The 14,794-nt window shown below is 71.4% G+C and carries 11 protein-coding genes; 2 read left to right on the top strand and 9 right to left on the bottom strand.

The genetic code is table 11. The features are described 5' to 3' along the window. Positions 1-85 precede the first annotated feature (85 nt). The 9 genes from EV684_RS07280 to vgrG form a co-directional block, all read right to left on the bottom strand. Positions 86-1,021, bottom strand: coding sequence for a TonB-dependent receptor plug domain-containing protein (locus EV684_RS07280; RefSeq protein WP_165908412.1), 936 nt, complete (start codon positions 1,019-1,021; stop codon positions 86-88). A gap of 476 nt (positions 1,022-1,497) precedes the next feature. After that, complete coding sequence (locus EV684_RS07275) at positions 1,498-3,333, bottom strand: ABC transporter ATP-binding protein (RefSeq protein WP_132645656.1); 1,836 nt, start codon at positions 3,331-3,333, stop codon at positions 1,498-1,500. Beyond that, complete coding sequence (locus EV684_RS07270; protein ID WP_132645654.1) at positions 3,330-4,778, bottom strand: ABC transporter permease; 1,449 nt, start codon at positions 4,776-4,778, stop codon at positions 3,330-3,332. Before EV684_RS07270 ends, EV684_RS07275 begins: the two co-directional genes overlap by 4 nt. Positions 4,779-4,791: 13 nt before the next feature. After that, positions 4,792-5,775, bottom strand: coding sequence for an ABC transporter permease (locus EV684_RS07265; protein WP_132645652.1), 984 nt, complete (start codon positions 5,773-5,775; stop codon positions 4,792-4,794). Position 5,776: 1 nt separating this feature from the next. Continuing rightward, entirely contained in the window at positions 5,777-8,017 is a 2,241-nt protein-coding gene (locus EV684_RS07260; protein ID WP_132645650.1) for an ABC transporter substrate-binding protein, read from the bottom strand. 139 nt (positions 8,018-8,156) lie between these two features. Next, complete coding sequence (locus EV684_RS07255) at positions 8,157-9,137, bottom strand: LD-carboxypeptidase (RefSeq protein ID WP_132645648.1); 981 nt, start codon at positions 9,135-9,137, stop codon at positions 8,157-8,159. Continuing rightward, positions 9,134-9,700, bottom strand: coding sequence for a tRNA adenosine(34) deaminase TadA (tadA, locus tag EV684_RS07250; protein WP_132645646.1), 567 nt, complete (start codon positions 9,698-9,700; stop codon positions 9,134-9,136). Before tadA ends, EV684_RS07255 begins: the two co-directional genes overlap by 4 nt. Beyond that, positions 9,697-10,725 carry a hypothetical protein gene (locus tag EV684_RS07245; protein ID WP_132645644.1) on the bottom strand — a complete coding sequence of 343 codons (1,029 nt, stop codon included), beginning with the start codon at positions 10,723-10,725 and terminating at the stop codon, positions 9,697-9,699. The genes tadA and EV684_RS07245 overlap by 4 nt, the downstream gene beginning before the upstream one ends. Before the next feature lie 75 nt (positions 10,726-10,800). After that, positions 10,801-13,407: a type VI secretion system tip protein VgrG gene (gene vgrG / locus EV684_RS07240; protein WP_165908411.1), complete on the bottom strand. Its 2,607-nt coding sequence runs from the start codon at positions 13,405-13,407 to the stop codon at positions 10,801-10,803. 253 nt (positions 13,408-13,660) lie between these two features. On the opposite strand from vgrG, the gene EV684_RS07235 reads away from it, so the two are divergent. Together EV684_RS07235 and EV684_RS07230 are read left to right on the top strand one after the other, a co-directional pair. Further along, the gene (locus EV684_RS07235; RefSeq protein WP_132645640.1) at positions 13,661-14,515 is read left to right on the top strand and encodes a M15 family metallopeptidase; all 855 of its coding nucleotides are present in this window, start codon (positions 13,661-13,663) and stop codon (positions 14,513-14,515) included. 12 nt (positions 14,516-14,527) lie between these two features. Next, positions 14,528-14,794 carry a PAAR domain-containing protein gene (locus EV684_RS07230; protein ID WP_132645638.1) on the top strand — a complete coding sequence of 89 codons (267 nt, stop codon included), beginning with the start codon at positions 14,528-14,530 and terminating at the stop codon, positions 14,792-14,794.

Genomic DNA, 14,794 nt, shown 5'->3' with positions numbered 1-14,794 from the left:
TCATCGCCATCAGCGTCTCCTCGTGAGCGGTGCTGCCAGCGTAGAAGTTCACTGGCTCACTGCGTGAGACTGCTGAGGCACGTTGCTAATCAGGACGGCCGAAGCTCTCGACGCGGCTGACCGAGCCGTTGACGAAGGCGGTCCAGTCGGGGGAGAACTGGTACTCGCCGCGCAGGAACAGGCTGGTGTTCTCGGTTTCGGCTTCGTCGGCGGCGACGGCGTTGTAGTTGTACGAGCAGGAGCCCGAATCCGTCAGCCAGAAGTTCTCGGCCGTGCAGCCGCCGGGCAGGGCGGTCCAGGCCGTGGTCGGGCCGATCGGGGTGCCGTTGGCGTCGACGGTGCGGTAGTTGTTGCCGTAGCTGGAAACGCCCAGCTCCTGGCCCCAAGGACGCTGGCGGGTGTAGACCATGCCGCGCTTGGTGTTGCCGAAGCCGGCCATCAGGCGGCCGTTCTCGCCCTGCATGCCGATGGCAGCGGACATCTCGCGCTTCTCGCCGCCGTCGTTGACGGGGTTGGAGTAGCCGACCATCACCTCGACACCCTGGAAGTCCTTGCGGGTGATGAAGTTCACCACGCCGGCGATGGCGTCGGAACCGTAGACCGCGGACGCGCCGTCGGTCAGGATTTCGACGCGCTCGATCATCGCCATCGGGATCGCGTTCAGGTCGCCGCCTTCACCCAGCATCGGGGCCACCGGCACGCGCTGGCCGTCCAGCAGCACCAGCGTGCGGCCGTCACCCAGGCCACGCAGGTCGATGCCGGCGTACGACTGGGCCGACGAGCCCGATTGCGGACGGAAGTTACCGGCCGACGCGAACGAGACCGAACGCATGAACTCGGCGACGGTGGTCGCGCCGCTCGACTCGAGCTGCTCGCGCGAAATCGTCGTGACCGGCAGGGCGCCTTCGGCATCGACACGCTTGATGCGGGAACCCGTGATCTCGATGCGCTCGGCGTCCTGCGCGGCTGCCGGCATCGACGTGAGCACCAGCGCGCCGCCAAGGGCCGCCAGAACTCCCATGCAAACTTTCGTTCGCTTGAACATTAACTTCACTCCTGTGGTGAGTTGATCGAAAGACCGATTCCCCCGAGCAAGCCCTGTGCCGCATTAATGCTTTGCAAGTCCGACCCGGAGATCCGTGAACGGATTGTCAAGGCGCGTCATGGTCCGATCTGCACGGGAAAGCCATGACTCGCCTGAACGCGCCAATTCACGAGGCCGCGCCCGCCGCCGCAATCTCCCGCGTCCTACCTCGGACGACTGCGACGCCGGCACGAAAAAGCCATCGCGCGACGATAGCGGCAGCTGTTGTGAAACCCGTCTGACACACCCCCGCAACCGCGCACCCGTGTAGGGCCGCAGCAACACTTTGCGACAGGTTGTGCGGGAGAACGAGGGATCCGGCCGCGCACCGTCGCCCCGACCGATGGACGGAAGGCGTGCGCGTGGGATAAGCGCGCCCGGCCAAGGCGCCGGGCGCGAGCTCGTCGACCGTCTCAGGCCGTCACGAGACGCGGCACCGCCGCCAGCAGCGTGCGCGTGTAGTCGCGTTGCGGCCGCGCCAGCACGTCGGCGCAGCTGCCCTGCTCCTCGATGCGCCCGGCCTTCATCACCGCGATGCGGTCGGCGATGTACTCGACGACGCCGATGTTGTGCGTGATGAAGAGGTAGGACACGCCGAGTTCGCGCTGAAGTTCGCGCAGCAGATTGAGGATCTGCGCCTGCACCGAGACGTCGAGTGCCGATGTCGGCTCGTCGCAGACGATCAGCCGCGGCTGCACCGCCAGTGCGCGTGCGATCGCGATGCGCTGGCGCTGGCCGCCGGAAAACTCGTGCGGATAACGCTCCAGCGCATCGCGGCGCAGGCCGACCTGGTCGGTCAGGCGTTCGATGCGCGCACGCCGCGTGGCGGCATCGAGGTCCGGATGCAGCGCCACCAGACCCTCCTCGAGCAGGTCGACGACACGCATGCGCGGGTTCAGCGACGCGAACGGGTCCTGGAAGATGATCTGCACCTTGCGGCGCGCGTCCAGCAGCGCCGGGCCGTCGAGCTCGAACAGGTTCTGGCCGTCGAGCATCGCGCGACCTTCGGTCACCGCGATACGGCGCAGCAGCTGCACGATGGCCTTGCCGGTGGTCGTCTTGCCGCAGCCCGACTCGCCGACCAGCGCCAGCGTCTCGCCGCGTGCGACCTGGAACGACACGCCGGCGACGGCGTCGAAGTGCCCGGTCACGCGCTGCAGCAGTCCGCCGCGGATCGGGAAACGCACCTTCAGGTCCTGCACGTCGAGCAGCGGCGCCGCCTCGCGCACCGGCGCGGGCGGTGGCGGCACCGGCACCGCGGGCGCCGCGACCCGCTCCGGTGCAGCCGGCACCCCGGGCTTGTGCAGCAGGCACCGAACCTGGTGCGTTTCGCTCGCATTCACCAGTTCGGGCAGCGTCGAGGCGCAGTGCGGCATCGCCGCCGCGCAGCGCGGCGCGAAGCGGCAGCCCTCGAACTGCAGCCACAGCGGAGGCACCGTGCCGGGGATGGCCTCGAGCGCAACGCCGCGGCGGTCGCCCGCCGGCAGCGCGCGCAGCAGGGCCTGCGCGTACGGGTGCAGCGGGCGCGAGAAGAACTCGGCCGCCGGCGCCACCTCGACGATCTGGCCGGCGTACATCAGCGCCACGCGCTGCGCCATGCCGGAGACGACCGCCAGGTCGTGCGTGATCAGCAGCAGGCCCATGCGCTGCTCGCGCTGCAGGTCCTTCAGCAGGTCCAGGATCTGCGCCTGGATCGTCACGTCGAGCGCGGTCGTCGGCTCGTCGGCGATCAGGAAGTCGGGCTCGGTGGCCAGCGCCATCGCGATCATCACGCGCTGCTTCTGGCCGCCGCTCATGCGGAACGGGTAGTCATCGATGCGGCGCTCGGGCTCGGGGATGCCGACGCGGCGCATCCAGTCGATCGCCTTCGCACGCGCCGCCGCACCACGCAGCGCGGTGTGGGTCTCGATCGCCTCGACGATCTGGTCGCCGACCTTCATCACCGGGTTCAGGCTGGTCGCCGGCTCCTGGAAGATCATGCCCAGGCGGCCGCCGCGCACGGCGCGCATGCCGGCTTCGGGCAGGTCGAGCACGTCGACGTCGCCGATGCGCACCTGGCCGCCGGTGACACGGCCGTTCTCGGGCAAGAGGCGCATCAGCGCCAGCGCCGTCATGCTCTTGCCGCAGCCGGACTCGCCGACGAGGGCGAAGGTCTCGCCGCGTTCGATCGCGAGCCTGAGCCCGTCGATCGCCTTGACGAGGCCGGCGTCGGCGTCGAGCACGACCTCGAGGTCCTGGATCTTCATCATGCCGAGACTCGCTTCTTGAAGCCCAGGCGCGGGCGGAAGGCACGCGCGCGCGGGTCGAAGGCCTGCTGCACGCCGTCGGCGAACAGGTTGGCGGCCAGCACCAGCACGACCATGAAGCTGAACGCCGCGGCGAAGCTCCACCAGACCACCGGGTCGCGGCTCATCTCGCTGCGCGCGAGGTTGATCATGCCGCCGAAGCTGGAGGTCGTCGGGTCGACGCCGACGCCGACGTAGGTCAGCACGGCTTCGTAGAGGATCAGGTCGCTGAAGCTCAGCACCGTCGTGATCAGCACCAGGTGCACGACGTTGGGGAAGACGTGCCGCGCCATGATGCGCGAGGGCTTCACGCCGAAGGCCATCGCCGCCTGCACGAAGTCGAGCTCACGCAGCTTCAGCGTCTCGGCGCGCACCAGGCGGCACAGCGTCGACCAGCCGGTGAGGCCCAGGATCACGCAGAGCATGAAGATCTTCAGGTCGCCGCGCTCGACGCCGGTCTCGAACCAGTCGGGGTGCTTGTCCAGCCAGACCTGCACCATCAGCACGCAGGCCGCGATCAGCAGCACGCTGGGCACCGAGGACAGCGTCGTGTAGAGGTACTGCACGGCCTCGTCGACCCAGCCGCGGAAGTAGCCGGCGAGGATGCCCAGCACGATGGCCACCGGCAGCGTCGCCAGCGTCGCCAGCGTGCCGATGACGAAGGCCGTGCGCACGCTCTTGAGCGTCTGCACCAGCACGTCGTTGCCGGTGCGGTCGGTGCCGAAGACGTGGTAGTGGCCGGCGAGCGCGGCGATGACGCCGGCGAGCACGCAGATCAGCGCCAAGGTGAGCGCGGCGGCACGCCAGGGCAGCTCGGTGCGGTCGGTCGCGAGGTCGGCCAGCGCCTGGCCGAAGCCCGCGTGCTGGCGTGCCAGCGCGGCGGCCAGCAGCAGCACCGCGGCCATCGCCACGAGCAGCCCGCTGCCGGCACCGGCGAGCACGCGCGAGGAGACGTCGCCGGCCCACTGCGTCTCGGGGTCCTTCAGATGCGCGCCGCCGTGCTCCAGGCGCGGGAACTCGCGCAGCGCGACGCCGTCGCGCGTGACGCTCTGCTTGTTCAGCGCCCGGTAGGCCAGCGGTTCGGAGTAGCTGGACTCGCGCATCGCCAGCTGGCGGGACAAGGCGAGGTCCAGCAGCGACTGGGTGCGCGTGTCGTAGAAGACCTGGCCCGAGGCCTGGCCCTGGGCATCGGCGAGCTGGCGCCGGAAGTGCACGCTGTCCAGCGCCGTGATGAACAGGAAGACCAGCAGCACCAGCACCGAGCACAGCGCCGCCGGGTCGCGGAAGACCTTCTTCCAGGTGGCGCGCAGCGGCTCGCTGCGCAGCACGCGGATCGTGTAGCCGACGAGCGCGGCGAACAGCGCCCACAGCGCGAGGTCGGTCCAGAGCAGGACGAACTTGAATCCCATGGCGTTCCCCGGCTCAGTTCAGGCGGACCCGCGGGTCCACCCAGGTGTAGGCGATGTCCAGCAGGATGTTGGTGGCGATGTACAGCGCCGAGCCGACGAAGACCATGGTGCGCACGATCGCGAAGTCCTGGCCGCCGATGGCGTCGATGACGAAGGCGCCCAGGCCCGGGATGCCGAAGAAGCTCTCGAACACCAGGCTGCCGAGGAAGACATAGGGCAGGTAGCCGGCGGCGCTGGTGATGATCGGGATCAGCGCGTTGCGCAGCACGTGGCGGAACAGCACCACCTGCTCGGCCAGGCCCTTGGCGCGTGCGGTGCGCACGTAGTCCTTGCCGATCTCCTCGAGGAACATCGCGCGGTACAGCCGCGCCTCACCGCCCAGCCGCGCGAGCAGCGACAGGATGATCGGCAGCGCCAGGAAGCGCAGCGCATCCAGCCCCGGCGCGTAACCCGAGATCGGCACCAGCCTGAGCACACGCGAGAACAGGAACTGGCCGACGATGATGTAGAAGAGGCTGGAGATCGACAGCATCAGCACGCAGAGCACGACGCCCCAGAAGTCGATCTTCGAGTGCCTGAAGAACACCAGCATCAGCGAGAAGCTGACGCTGACCATCAGCTGCAGCAGGAACAGCGGCAGCGCCAGCTGCAGGCTCACGCCCATGCGGGTGGCGATCTCGTGGCCGATGTCCACCGAACGCGCCGAGTCGCTGCGGCCGAAGTCGCCCTTCATCAGCGAGATCGAACGTTCCCAGAGCACGGTCTTGGTGAGCTGCTCGGCGCCCTGGCCTTCGCCGTTCCAGTACAGCGGCTTGTCGTAGCCGCGCTCGGACTTCCACTTGTCGATCTGCTCCTGCGTCACGCGCTTGCCGCCGATGTTCAGCCGCGCCATGTCGTCGGGCGTGTTGACGGTGAAGAACAGGAAGAAGGTCAGCAGGTTGACGCCGACGAGGATCAGCAGGCCGTAGCCGAGGCGGCGCAGGATGTAGGTACCCATCTCAGCTCGCCTCCGCCGTGCTGGCCGTGCCGCGGGCCGTCGCCGTCTCGCGCGCCTTGAAGCTGCGCCGTCCGATCCACACCAGCGCGGCCAGCGCCAGCGCCAGCAGCGCCACCGGCCAGACGATGGGGTGGTTCCATTCGGCCTGTTTGCGTGCCCGCAGTTCGGGGTCGATGCGGTAGTACTTGGCCATGTCGCGGATCAGGATCGAAGGCTTGCCGTTGTGCACCCACTGCTGGAACGCGAGGCCTCCCCAGGGGAAGTAGCCGAAGCACCAGGGCGAGTCCTCCTGCACGATGGACACCATCTTGTCGATGACCGCCTGCTTCTCCGGCCCGTCGTCCAGCGACTTCAGGCGGCCGTACAGCGCGTCGTACTCGGCGTTGTCGTAGTTCGAGTAGTTGTCGCCCTGGCTCTTGGAGCGGCCCAGCGGGCCGTAGAGCAGGAAGAGGAAGTTCTCGGCGTCCGGGTAGTCGGCCAGCCAGCCACCCCAGAAGATCTGGTGCCGGCCCTGCAGCGTCTTGTCCTGGTACTGGTTGAAGTCGGTCGCGCGCACCTCGAGCTGGATGCCGAGCTTGGCGAACTGCTTGATCATCCAGTCGTTCTCGCTCTTGCTCTCGGGCGTGGGCGCACGCTGGAAGTCGTAGTTCAGCACCAGCGGCTTGCCGGTCGTCGCATCGCGGCCGCCCGGGTAGCCGGCTTCGGCGAGCAGCTTCTTCGCGTCCTCGATCGGCCGGCGCACGACCTTGCCGTCGACGAGCCTGTGCGTCACCGGGTTGTAGAACCCGGGCTGGCCCTCGCGCGAGCCGAACAGGCCCGGCGGCACCGGCGAGTGCGCCGCCACGCCGCCCTTGGACTTGAAGATGCGGCCGTAGCCCTCCTCCCAGTCGATCGCGATGGCCAAAGCCTGGCGCAGCTTGCGGTTCTTCGCCTGCTGCTCGCGCGTGTCGCCCCTGCCGACCACCGGGTCGAGCATGTTGAAGCCCAGGTACCAGTTCGAGATGTCGGTCATCAGCGGGAACTGGAAGCCGCGCTCCTCGTAGAGCTTGCGCACCGCGTCGGAGTCGTCGGCGTCGTTGCGGAAGTCCACGCCCCACTCGGGACGCTCGATCTCCGGCACGTCGAAGTAGCCCTGCTTGAACTTCTCCTTGCGCGGCACCTTCTCCTTCTCGATCGTCACGTAGAGCTTGTCGACGAAGGGCATAGCCTTGCCGCAGTCGGCCAGCAGGCCGGCTTCCTGGTCGCCGGGCATGCCCTCGCAGGGATAGGTCTCGCCGTGGTAGTTCGGGTTGCGCTGCAGCACGTGGCGGCGGTCGCGCACGAAGTCGACCATCATGTACGGGCCCGTGCCCACCGGCCACTGGTTCAGCGACAGGCCGTTCTCGCTCATGCCCGGCTGGGCGTAGAAGGCGTCCGCTTCCCAGGGCATCGGCGCCAGGAAGGGCATCGCCATCCAGTAGCTCCACTGCGGGTACTTGCCCTTGATGCGGATGCGCCAGGTGTACTTGTCGACGGCGACGCTGCCGGCCAGCGGCCACTTGCGAAAGTCGAGGAAGGGCTTGTCGCGCACGTCGCGCGGCAGGCCGGCGAGCAGCTTGGCGTCCTCGCGCTTGACCAAGTCGGCGTACTCGCGCAGGCCGACCACGTACTCGGAGAAGATGGCGAAGATCGGCGCCTCGATGCGCGTCGTCGCATGGCGCTTGAGCGCGTAGACGAAGTCCTCGGCCACCAGCTCGCGCGTGCCCTGATGCTCGAACTCCAGCGGCGAACGCTTGGTGCCGAGCTGATCGCGGGTCAGGTTCAGGTAGCGGTAGCGCCCCTGCGCATCCTTGGCGAAAGCCGGATGCGGCTGGAACATGACGCCCGGACGGATCTTGACGTCGTAGACGCTCTCGGCGATCTGCTCCGGCGGCGCGTTCTCGGGCAGCTCGTGGCCGTCGCGGTCGACGTAGCGCGGCTTGGCGACCTCGGCAGCCGCCTTCGGGATCAGCGTGTACGGCCGCTTCAGGTAGTGGTACCCGTAGGGCGGCTCGTAGATCTGGTAGGTGTACGCCGACTCGGGGTTGGCGTAGGAGGCCACCGGGTCCAGGTAGCGCGGCGAGCGCTCGTCGAACGAATAGAACATCGTGTTCTGGCGTTCGGCGCCGGCGGGATACGGGCTGTTGTTGCAGCCCGCGGACAGCAGGGCCGCGGCCAGGCCCAAGGCCAGCCCGAGACGGACGACGATCGAATTCCCGCGCATGCGGTCGCTCTCCTCGCGGCGCCGGCCGCGGGCCGGATGGGGCCCCGCCGCCGGCGGCATCAATTCCAGATCCGCGTGCGGGCCTCGCTCGTGACGGGCTCCGGCGGAAAAGCCCGCGATTCTAGGGGCCAGCGCGGGCTTACCAACCCACGAGTACGTTGCGGCCCTGCACCGCGAGCTCGACTTTGGCGCCCACCGGCAGCGTCACCTTGGTCGGCACGTGGCCGAACGGCAGCCCGGTGAGCACCGGCACGCCAGTCTGCGCACGCAGGTGCTCGACGACCGTCTTCAGCTTGTAGCCACGGTCGGACTTGACCGGCTTCCAGTCGCTGAAGCTGCCCAGCAGCACCGCTTTCTGCGCCCCCAGGACGCCCGCCTGCAGCAACTGCAGCAGCATGCGTTCGACGCGGTACGGATGCTCGGCCACGTCTTCGAGGAACAGCACGCCCCCCCGGATGCGGGGCCAGTGCGGGGTGCCCAGCAGCGAGCACAGCACCGTCAGGTTGCCGCCCCAGAGCTTGCCCTTGGCGGCCAGACCGTCGAAACCGGCCTCGGTGCGGAAACCCACCGCCTCCAGCTCGCCGCTCATCGCCTCGACGAAACAGCCTTCGGTGACCTCGTCGACGCCGCCGTCGGCGTCGCTGCGGCCGAAGTCGGAAGCCGCCAGCGGCCCGGCCCAGCTGCGTGCGCCGCCGTGGGCCAGCAGGCCCAGCTGCAGCGCCGTCAGGTCGCTGTGGCCGACCCAGCGTGTGCCCTGCTCGACACTGCGCGCGAGCAGCGCCCAGTCCAGCCGGTCGAGCAGTCGCGTCATGCCGTAGCCGCCGCGCGTGGCCATCGCGATCGACGGCGCCGCCTCGGCGACGCGATGGATCGCGGCCAGCCGCGTCTCGTCGTCGCCGGCGAAACGCTGCTGGCGTGCCAGCGCCGACTCGTCGATCGTCACCTCGTAGCCCAGCTTGGCCAGGCGTCTGGCGGCACGGCGAAGGGGCGCGGCCGAGGGCAGCGCGCCGGCCGGGGTGTAAAGCGACAGCGTCTGCGCCGCAGGCACCTCGTGGCCGCAGTCGCAGTCGCAGTCGCAGCCGGGGCCGTGATCGTGATCGTGATCGGTATGGGGGGTCATGAGTTCGTGGGTGGCCAGCTGTCGAGTTCGTGTGTCTCGCCGGCGGGGATCGCCCGCGCAGCGCGGGCCTCGCGAGCCAGCGCACGGCGTTCGGCGAAGAAGCGGCGCAGCAGGTCGCCGCATTCGGCGGCCATCACGCCGCCGACGATCTGCGTATGGTGGTTCAGGCGCCGGTCGGCGAACAGGTCGACGACCGAGCCGGCGGCGCCGGTCTTGGGATCCGGCGCGCCGTAGACGATGCGCTTGAAACGCGCGTGCATCAGCGCCATCGCGCACATCGCGCAGGGCTCCAGCGTCACGTACAGCTCGCACTCGGGCAGGCGGTAGTTGCCCAGCATCGTGGCGGCGTGGCGCAGGGCGACGATCTCGGCGTGCGCCGTCGGGTCGTGGGTCGTGATCGGGCGGTTGTAGCCGGTGGCGACGACCTGCGGGCCTTCGGGCCCCGGGCGCACGATGACCGCGCCGACCGGCACCTCGCCGACCAGCCAGGCGTTCTGCGCCTGGTCGAGCGCGATCGCCATCGCGCGCAGGTCGCGCTCGTGCTGCAGTTCGGTGTCGGTCACTGCGAGGCGGGGTTCAGCCAGGCGGCGCGGATGGCGCGGCCGCACTGCACCGAGTCGACCGCCACCGAGGTGTCGGGGTCGCTGTCGAGCAGCGACAGGCGCGAGATCACGCCGTACCAGGTCTTGGACGCGTCGATCCAGGGGTAGAAGCCGAAGGCGCCGGGGCTGCTGAAGGCGCCGTCGCCGACGTCGGGGTCGTCCTCGACCCAGTGGCCGATCGAGTAGTGCCACTGCTCGCCCTCGGGCGAGGGCGTGAACTTGGCCGTGCTGCAGCTCGCCGGGTCGACGCAGACCGGGTGCGTGCCCAGCGCGGCGCGCTCGTAGCTCAGCGTGCCGTCGAGGATGCGGCGCAGGAACAGCGCGTAGTCGGTGGCGCTGGTCTCGACGCCGCCGGCCAGCTGCGGGCCCGAGTACGACATCGTGATGCCGGTGCCGAGCACACGACGCATCTCGGTGGCCAGCGCCGACGGGCCGAGGTCGGCCAGCGCGGGGTTCATCGACGCATGCTTCTGCATGTGACCGCCGCTGTAGACGAAGAAACCGTCGTTCTCGGCGACGTAGTCGCCGTTGGTGCCGCCGTCGCGGCCCTCGACATCGAGGCAGTTGCCCACCGTCGTGTCCGAGCCGCAGGCGCGGAAGTTCGTGTAGCCGCTGCGAAAGCCGAGGAACCTGATGTCGTCGTCGCTCAGCACACCGGCCTTGGACTGCACGACGTAGCTGCCGTAGATCCACTTCGACGCCGACGCGATCGGCAGCGTCGTATCGGCATCGATCGTCAGCAGCAGGCCGGCAAAGCTGCCCGAGGCCAGCGGGCCCGAGGCGTCGCCGACTTCCCAGTAGAACGGACGGATCTGCTCGCAGTCGGCCGCCGTCTCGGCCACCGACCGGGCCGCGGCGATGCGCTCGGCCAGCGTCGGCGCATCGCTGAAGCCGCCTCCGCCGCCTCCACCGCCGCAGCCGGCGAGCGTCACCAGGAGCGCCGGCACGAGACGGCGGAGGAAGGTCGGGCAGGTGGCACGGTCCATGGGGGGGCGATTATCGCGGCCGCCGCAACGCAGGCGTGACCGGGGGCAAGCCGCGCGGGCCGCCCGAGCCCGATGTCAGCCCGGCGGTTCGAATCGTCGGGCCGCCGCCTCGACACGCAGCGTGCCCGGGCACTCGATGCGCAGCGTGCCGCCTTCGAGCACGATGCCGGCTCCGCCGTCGACGGCCAGCACGACCCGCCGCCCCGCACGCAGTTCGACACCATCGCACACCGACTGCAGCGTCGCCGCGTCGCGGGACTCCAGGGCGAGATCGCCGTCGTCGCTGCGCAGCTCGAGCCCGCCGGCCACTGCCGCGAGCACCAGTCCGGGCGGCTGGGCGGCAGTACCACCCGTGGCCCCGGCGACGACCGCCACGCGGCCCCCGGCCTGCAGCCGGCACAGGCCACCCGCGGCCATGGCGAGGTCGCGACCGGCAGCGCGGGTCAGCGTCCCGGCAGCCGCCTCCACCAGCGACTCGGCCGTGGCGACCACACCGCCAGGCGCATGTCCGGCGAGAAGGGCGGCGGCCGGCCCGGCACGGCCGCCGTCACCGGCGCCATCGTCGTGCAGCGCCTCGCATGCCGCCTTCAGCGCGCTGCCGCCCGCCGGTTCGCATGCGCCCGACGGTGCCGCACGGTGCGCGGCAGCCGCTGCGGCCAGCGTGCGTGCCAGGCCTTCCAGACCCCGCGCGGCGGCCCAGCCGGCGGCGTTGTCCGCCGCGGCGGCGCCGGGCGGATGGGCGCAGGCACTCAGGAGCAGGCCGCGCCCGGCCCGCACCACGCCGGCGGCGTCGGACCGCAGCTCGAAGCCCAGACCACGGGCCGAGCCGCGGCGATTGCCGGCCTGATGCACGAGCCAGCCAAGGTTGAGCTGGGAGCCGGCGTGCGAACTCGCGAGCTGCACACGCAGCGCCCCGTCGCTGTCGTCGAAGACGAGCTGGTTGGCGCCTTCCCCGGCGAGTTCGCGGCTGCGCCAGCCGCTCATCGCGGCGGCGTTGGCCTGCCCGCCGGCCGCGGTTGGCTGCGGCGCCGCCCCATGCCATGGCGGCGCGTGCGCACCGGCGACACGGTTGCCCTGCCCCGAGGCCTGATGGTCGCTGCCGGCGGGCGGCATCGCGGCCGGGGCCGCGGCGCGCCCGCCCGGCGTGGGGTCGACGCCGCCTTCGCCGACGCCGTCGTGCACGCCTGCCAGGATCACCGGCCGTTCGACATCGCCGTCGAGGAAGCCGACGACCACACGCTGCCCCACGCGGGGCAGCCACTGGGCCGCGACGCCGGCCCCGCCCCAGGGCTGGACCACACGCAGCCACCCGGTGGCCGCCGCCGTCGAAGCCCCCGTGCAGGCCACGGCAGGGGCCTGGAAGTCCAGGCGCACTCGCAGGCGCCCGTGTTCGTCGGCCGCCAGGGCGCCGGGCGGGTCGCCGTCGCGACCGACGACCTCGGCGCCGACGACACCCCGCAGCGGCCGGCGCGGCGGCGCCGGCACCGCGCCCTCCCCGACCGGCCGCCAGGGTTGCTCGCGCTCGATGGCATCGAAGGCGTTGGCGTAGCCGCCCGTCCAGGCGGACTCGCCGAGCGCCGGATCCAGCCAAGGCGCCTGCAACGGCCAGCCGCCGGGCCCGTCCGGTGGATGCGCCGCCGGCGTGCGTGCCGCGTCGCCGACGCCCGCATGGCACACCCGTGTCAGCAGCATCGCCGGCACCGCGTCATCGCCGCCCAGTTGCACCCAGGTTCCCGGCGCGAAGCTGCGCACCGTGCTGCGGCCGTGCCAGGACCGTGCGCGCGCACGTTCGCCGTCCTGCAGCTGCTGCAGCAGGCGGCGGCCGGCCTGGGCATCGGCGAACGCCCCCTCGCGCCAGGCCTGTCGCGAGGGGGGCACGCCGTCGCCCGCGACCACCGCGGCCCCGAGCACGCGCGCGGACACCGGATCGATCCAGCCCGCCCGCCGCCCGGCAGGCGCCAGCCGGGTACGGCGCTCGAGCGCCGTCACCGCCTCGTCGGCGCAGTCCGGGCCGGGGCGCCGACGGGCAAGCGCACCGGCGCGGGCCGAGGCCGGATCCTGCGGGCATTGGCGTTCGTCGCGGGTGTCGGACAGCAGGTGCAGCGTATCGGTCGCGGGGTCGATGCGAAGCGTCCGGCCTTCGGCGGCGAGCAGACGGAGCACGAAATCGAGGTCACGCTCCCGGTACTGGACCGTGAACTCGCGCGGGAGGGCGCCAGCGGCGTCGGCCAGCTGCCAGCGTGCGACATCGGCATACGGCTCGAACACGTCGGCCAGGATCTCCGCCAGCCCGCGGTCGCGCCACGCCCGGCTGTGCAACCCGTGCTCGAGCAGCGCGAACCAGCTGCGCACGCGCAAACGGTAGCGCGCCAGGCCGCCGTCGCCATCGTCGGCATCGACCTGGACGACACGGCCGCAACGCCGCCACGGTGACGCGCCGGCGGCGCTGGCCAGCAGCGCCAGCGGCTGGCCGAGCCAAGCGCGTGCGTCGAGCGTCGCGTCGGGAGCGCGGCAACTCAGCAGCATCTCGCCCGGCCGGTCGAGCGCCTCGTCGGCAGCCCAGGCTTCGAGGACCAGGCACGGTGGCAAGCCGGGTGCGTCGAGCGCGAAGCGCCAACCGCGCGGGCCGGCGTCAGCGGCGTGCACGCAGCGCGTCGTCATCGCGCCCGGCGTGGCAGGCACGGGCCGCGCCGGCCCGGGGCGGGCAGACGGGGGGCGGGCGGCGGCGTGGCGGACATCGGTCGACTCCCTTCTCCGGCGGGCAGCCGGCGGCCGCCACGGCGCGGGCATCGTAGACGGCCCACGCCGCGCCGGAGTGCCACGCCGCACCCTCCGTGGAGGCGCCGAAATCGGTCCCCTCCGCGGAGGGATGGCTGCGCGAGACGCCGTCGGCACACTGCCCCGGCCGTCCCGTCCCGGTCACCACGGAGTCGCCATGTCCAGCCCGGTCGTCCTTGCCGCAGTCCTGCTCTACTTCGGCCTCGTCAGCCTCGTTCTCGGCCTGATCATGCTGCCCAGCTGGCAGGAGCAGGCTGCCGAACTGGTCGCACGGCTGCGCCGCGTCCCTCGCCCCGCACCTGCTGCCGACCGCGCGCCCAGCGCACTGCAGGCCGCGCTGGATGCCGAGACGCTGCCGCCGAGCATGGCCGTGCTGGCGCTGCTGACCGCGGTGCTGGTCGCCGCAGGCCCGGTCGGCGCGCTGCTGCTGCACGAGCCGGCCGGCGACACGCGACAAGCTCCGCCCGCCGAGGGCGTCGATGGGCGCTTTGCCACCCTCTTCGAACTCGGCAGGCCCGGCACAGCCACACCGACGCCGCCGGCCTGGGGGGCGGCGGCAACGCCATCCCACGAACGACGGTCGGCCGTCGGCCACGACTGGGCGCGGCTGCAGCCGCAGTTCCGCCAGCGCCTGCTCGAACTCTTCGACATCGCACGCGAGCGCCACGGCTACGACCTCGTGCTGCTGGAGGGCTACCGCAGCCCGGCGCGCCAGGCGCAGCTGGCGGCCCTGGGCCCGGCGACGACGCTGGCCGGCCCCGAGCGCAGCCGGCACCAGGCCGGACTCGCCGCCGACCTCGCCTTCATCCGCGACGGCCGTCTGCAGCTGTCCGAGCGCGACCCGTGGACGCTGCAGGCCTACCGCCACGTCGGCGAGATCGCGACCACGCTCGGGCTGCAATGGGGTGGCCACTGGCCGTCGCTGCGCGACTTCGGCCACGTCGAGTGGCGTGATCCCGCCCAGCCCGCCACGCCCCAGGCCGGCGCGCCGATGCTGGCGGCGGCGCGCTGAACCGGAGGCCCCATGACACGGCCCTACGTCTTCGTCGGCGACCGCAGCACGCACGGCGGTGTGGTGCTCGACGGCAACCCCGCGACGCTTCGCCTGGGGCGTGCGATGGCCTGTGTCGGCGACGCCGTCAGCTGTCCGCGCAAGGGCCATGGGCACCGCACCCGGATCATCAGCGGCGACCCCGGCCTGCTGATCGACGGCCGTCCCGCGGCACGCGACGGCGACCGCTGCGCCTGCGGCGCACGGCTGGTCGCCTCGCGGGCGACCACGAGCGACTGA

This window comes from Rubrivivax gelatinosus, from assembly GCF_004340905.1.
Lineage (GTDB): Bacteria > Pseudomonadota > Gammaproteobacteria > Burkholderiales > Burkholderiaceae_C > Rubrivivax > Rubrivivax gelatinosus.
The sequence above is the reverse complement of the archived record's forward strand: the minus strand, read 5'-3'. Positions and strand labels throughout refer to the sequence as shown.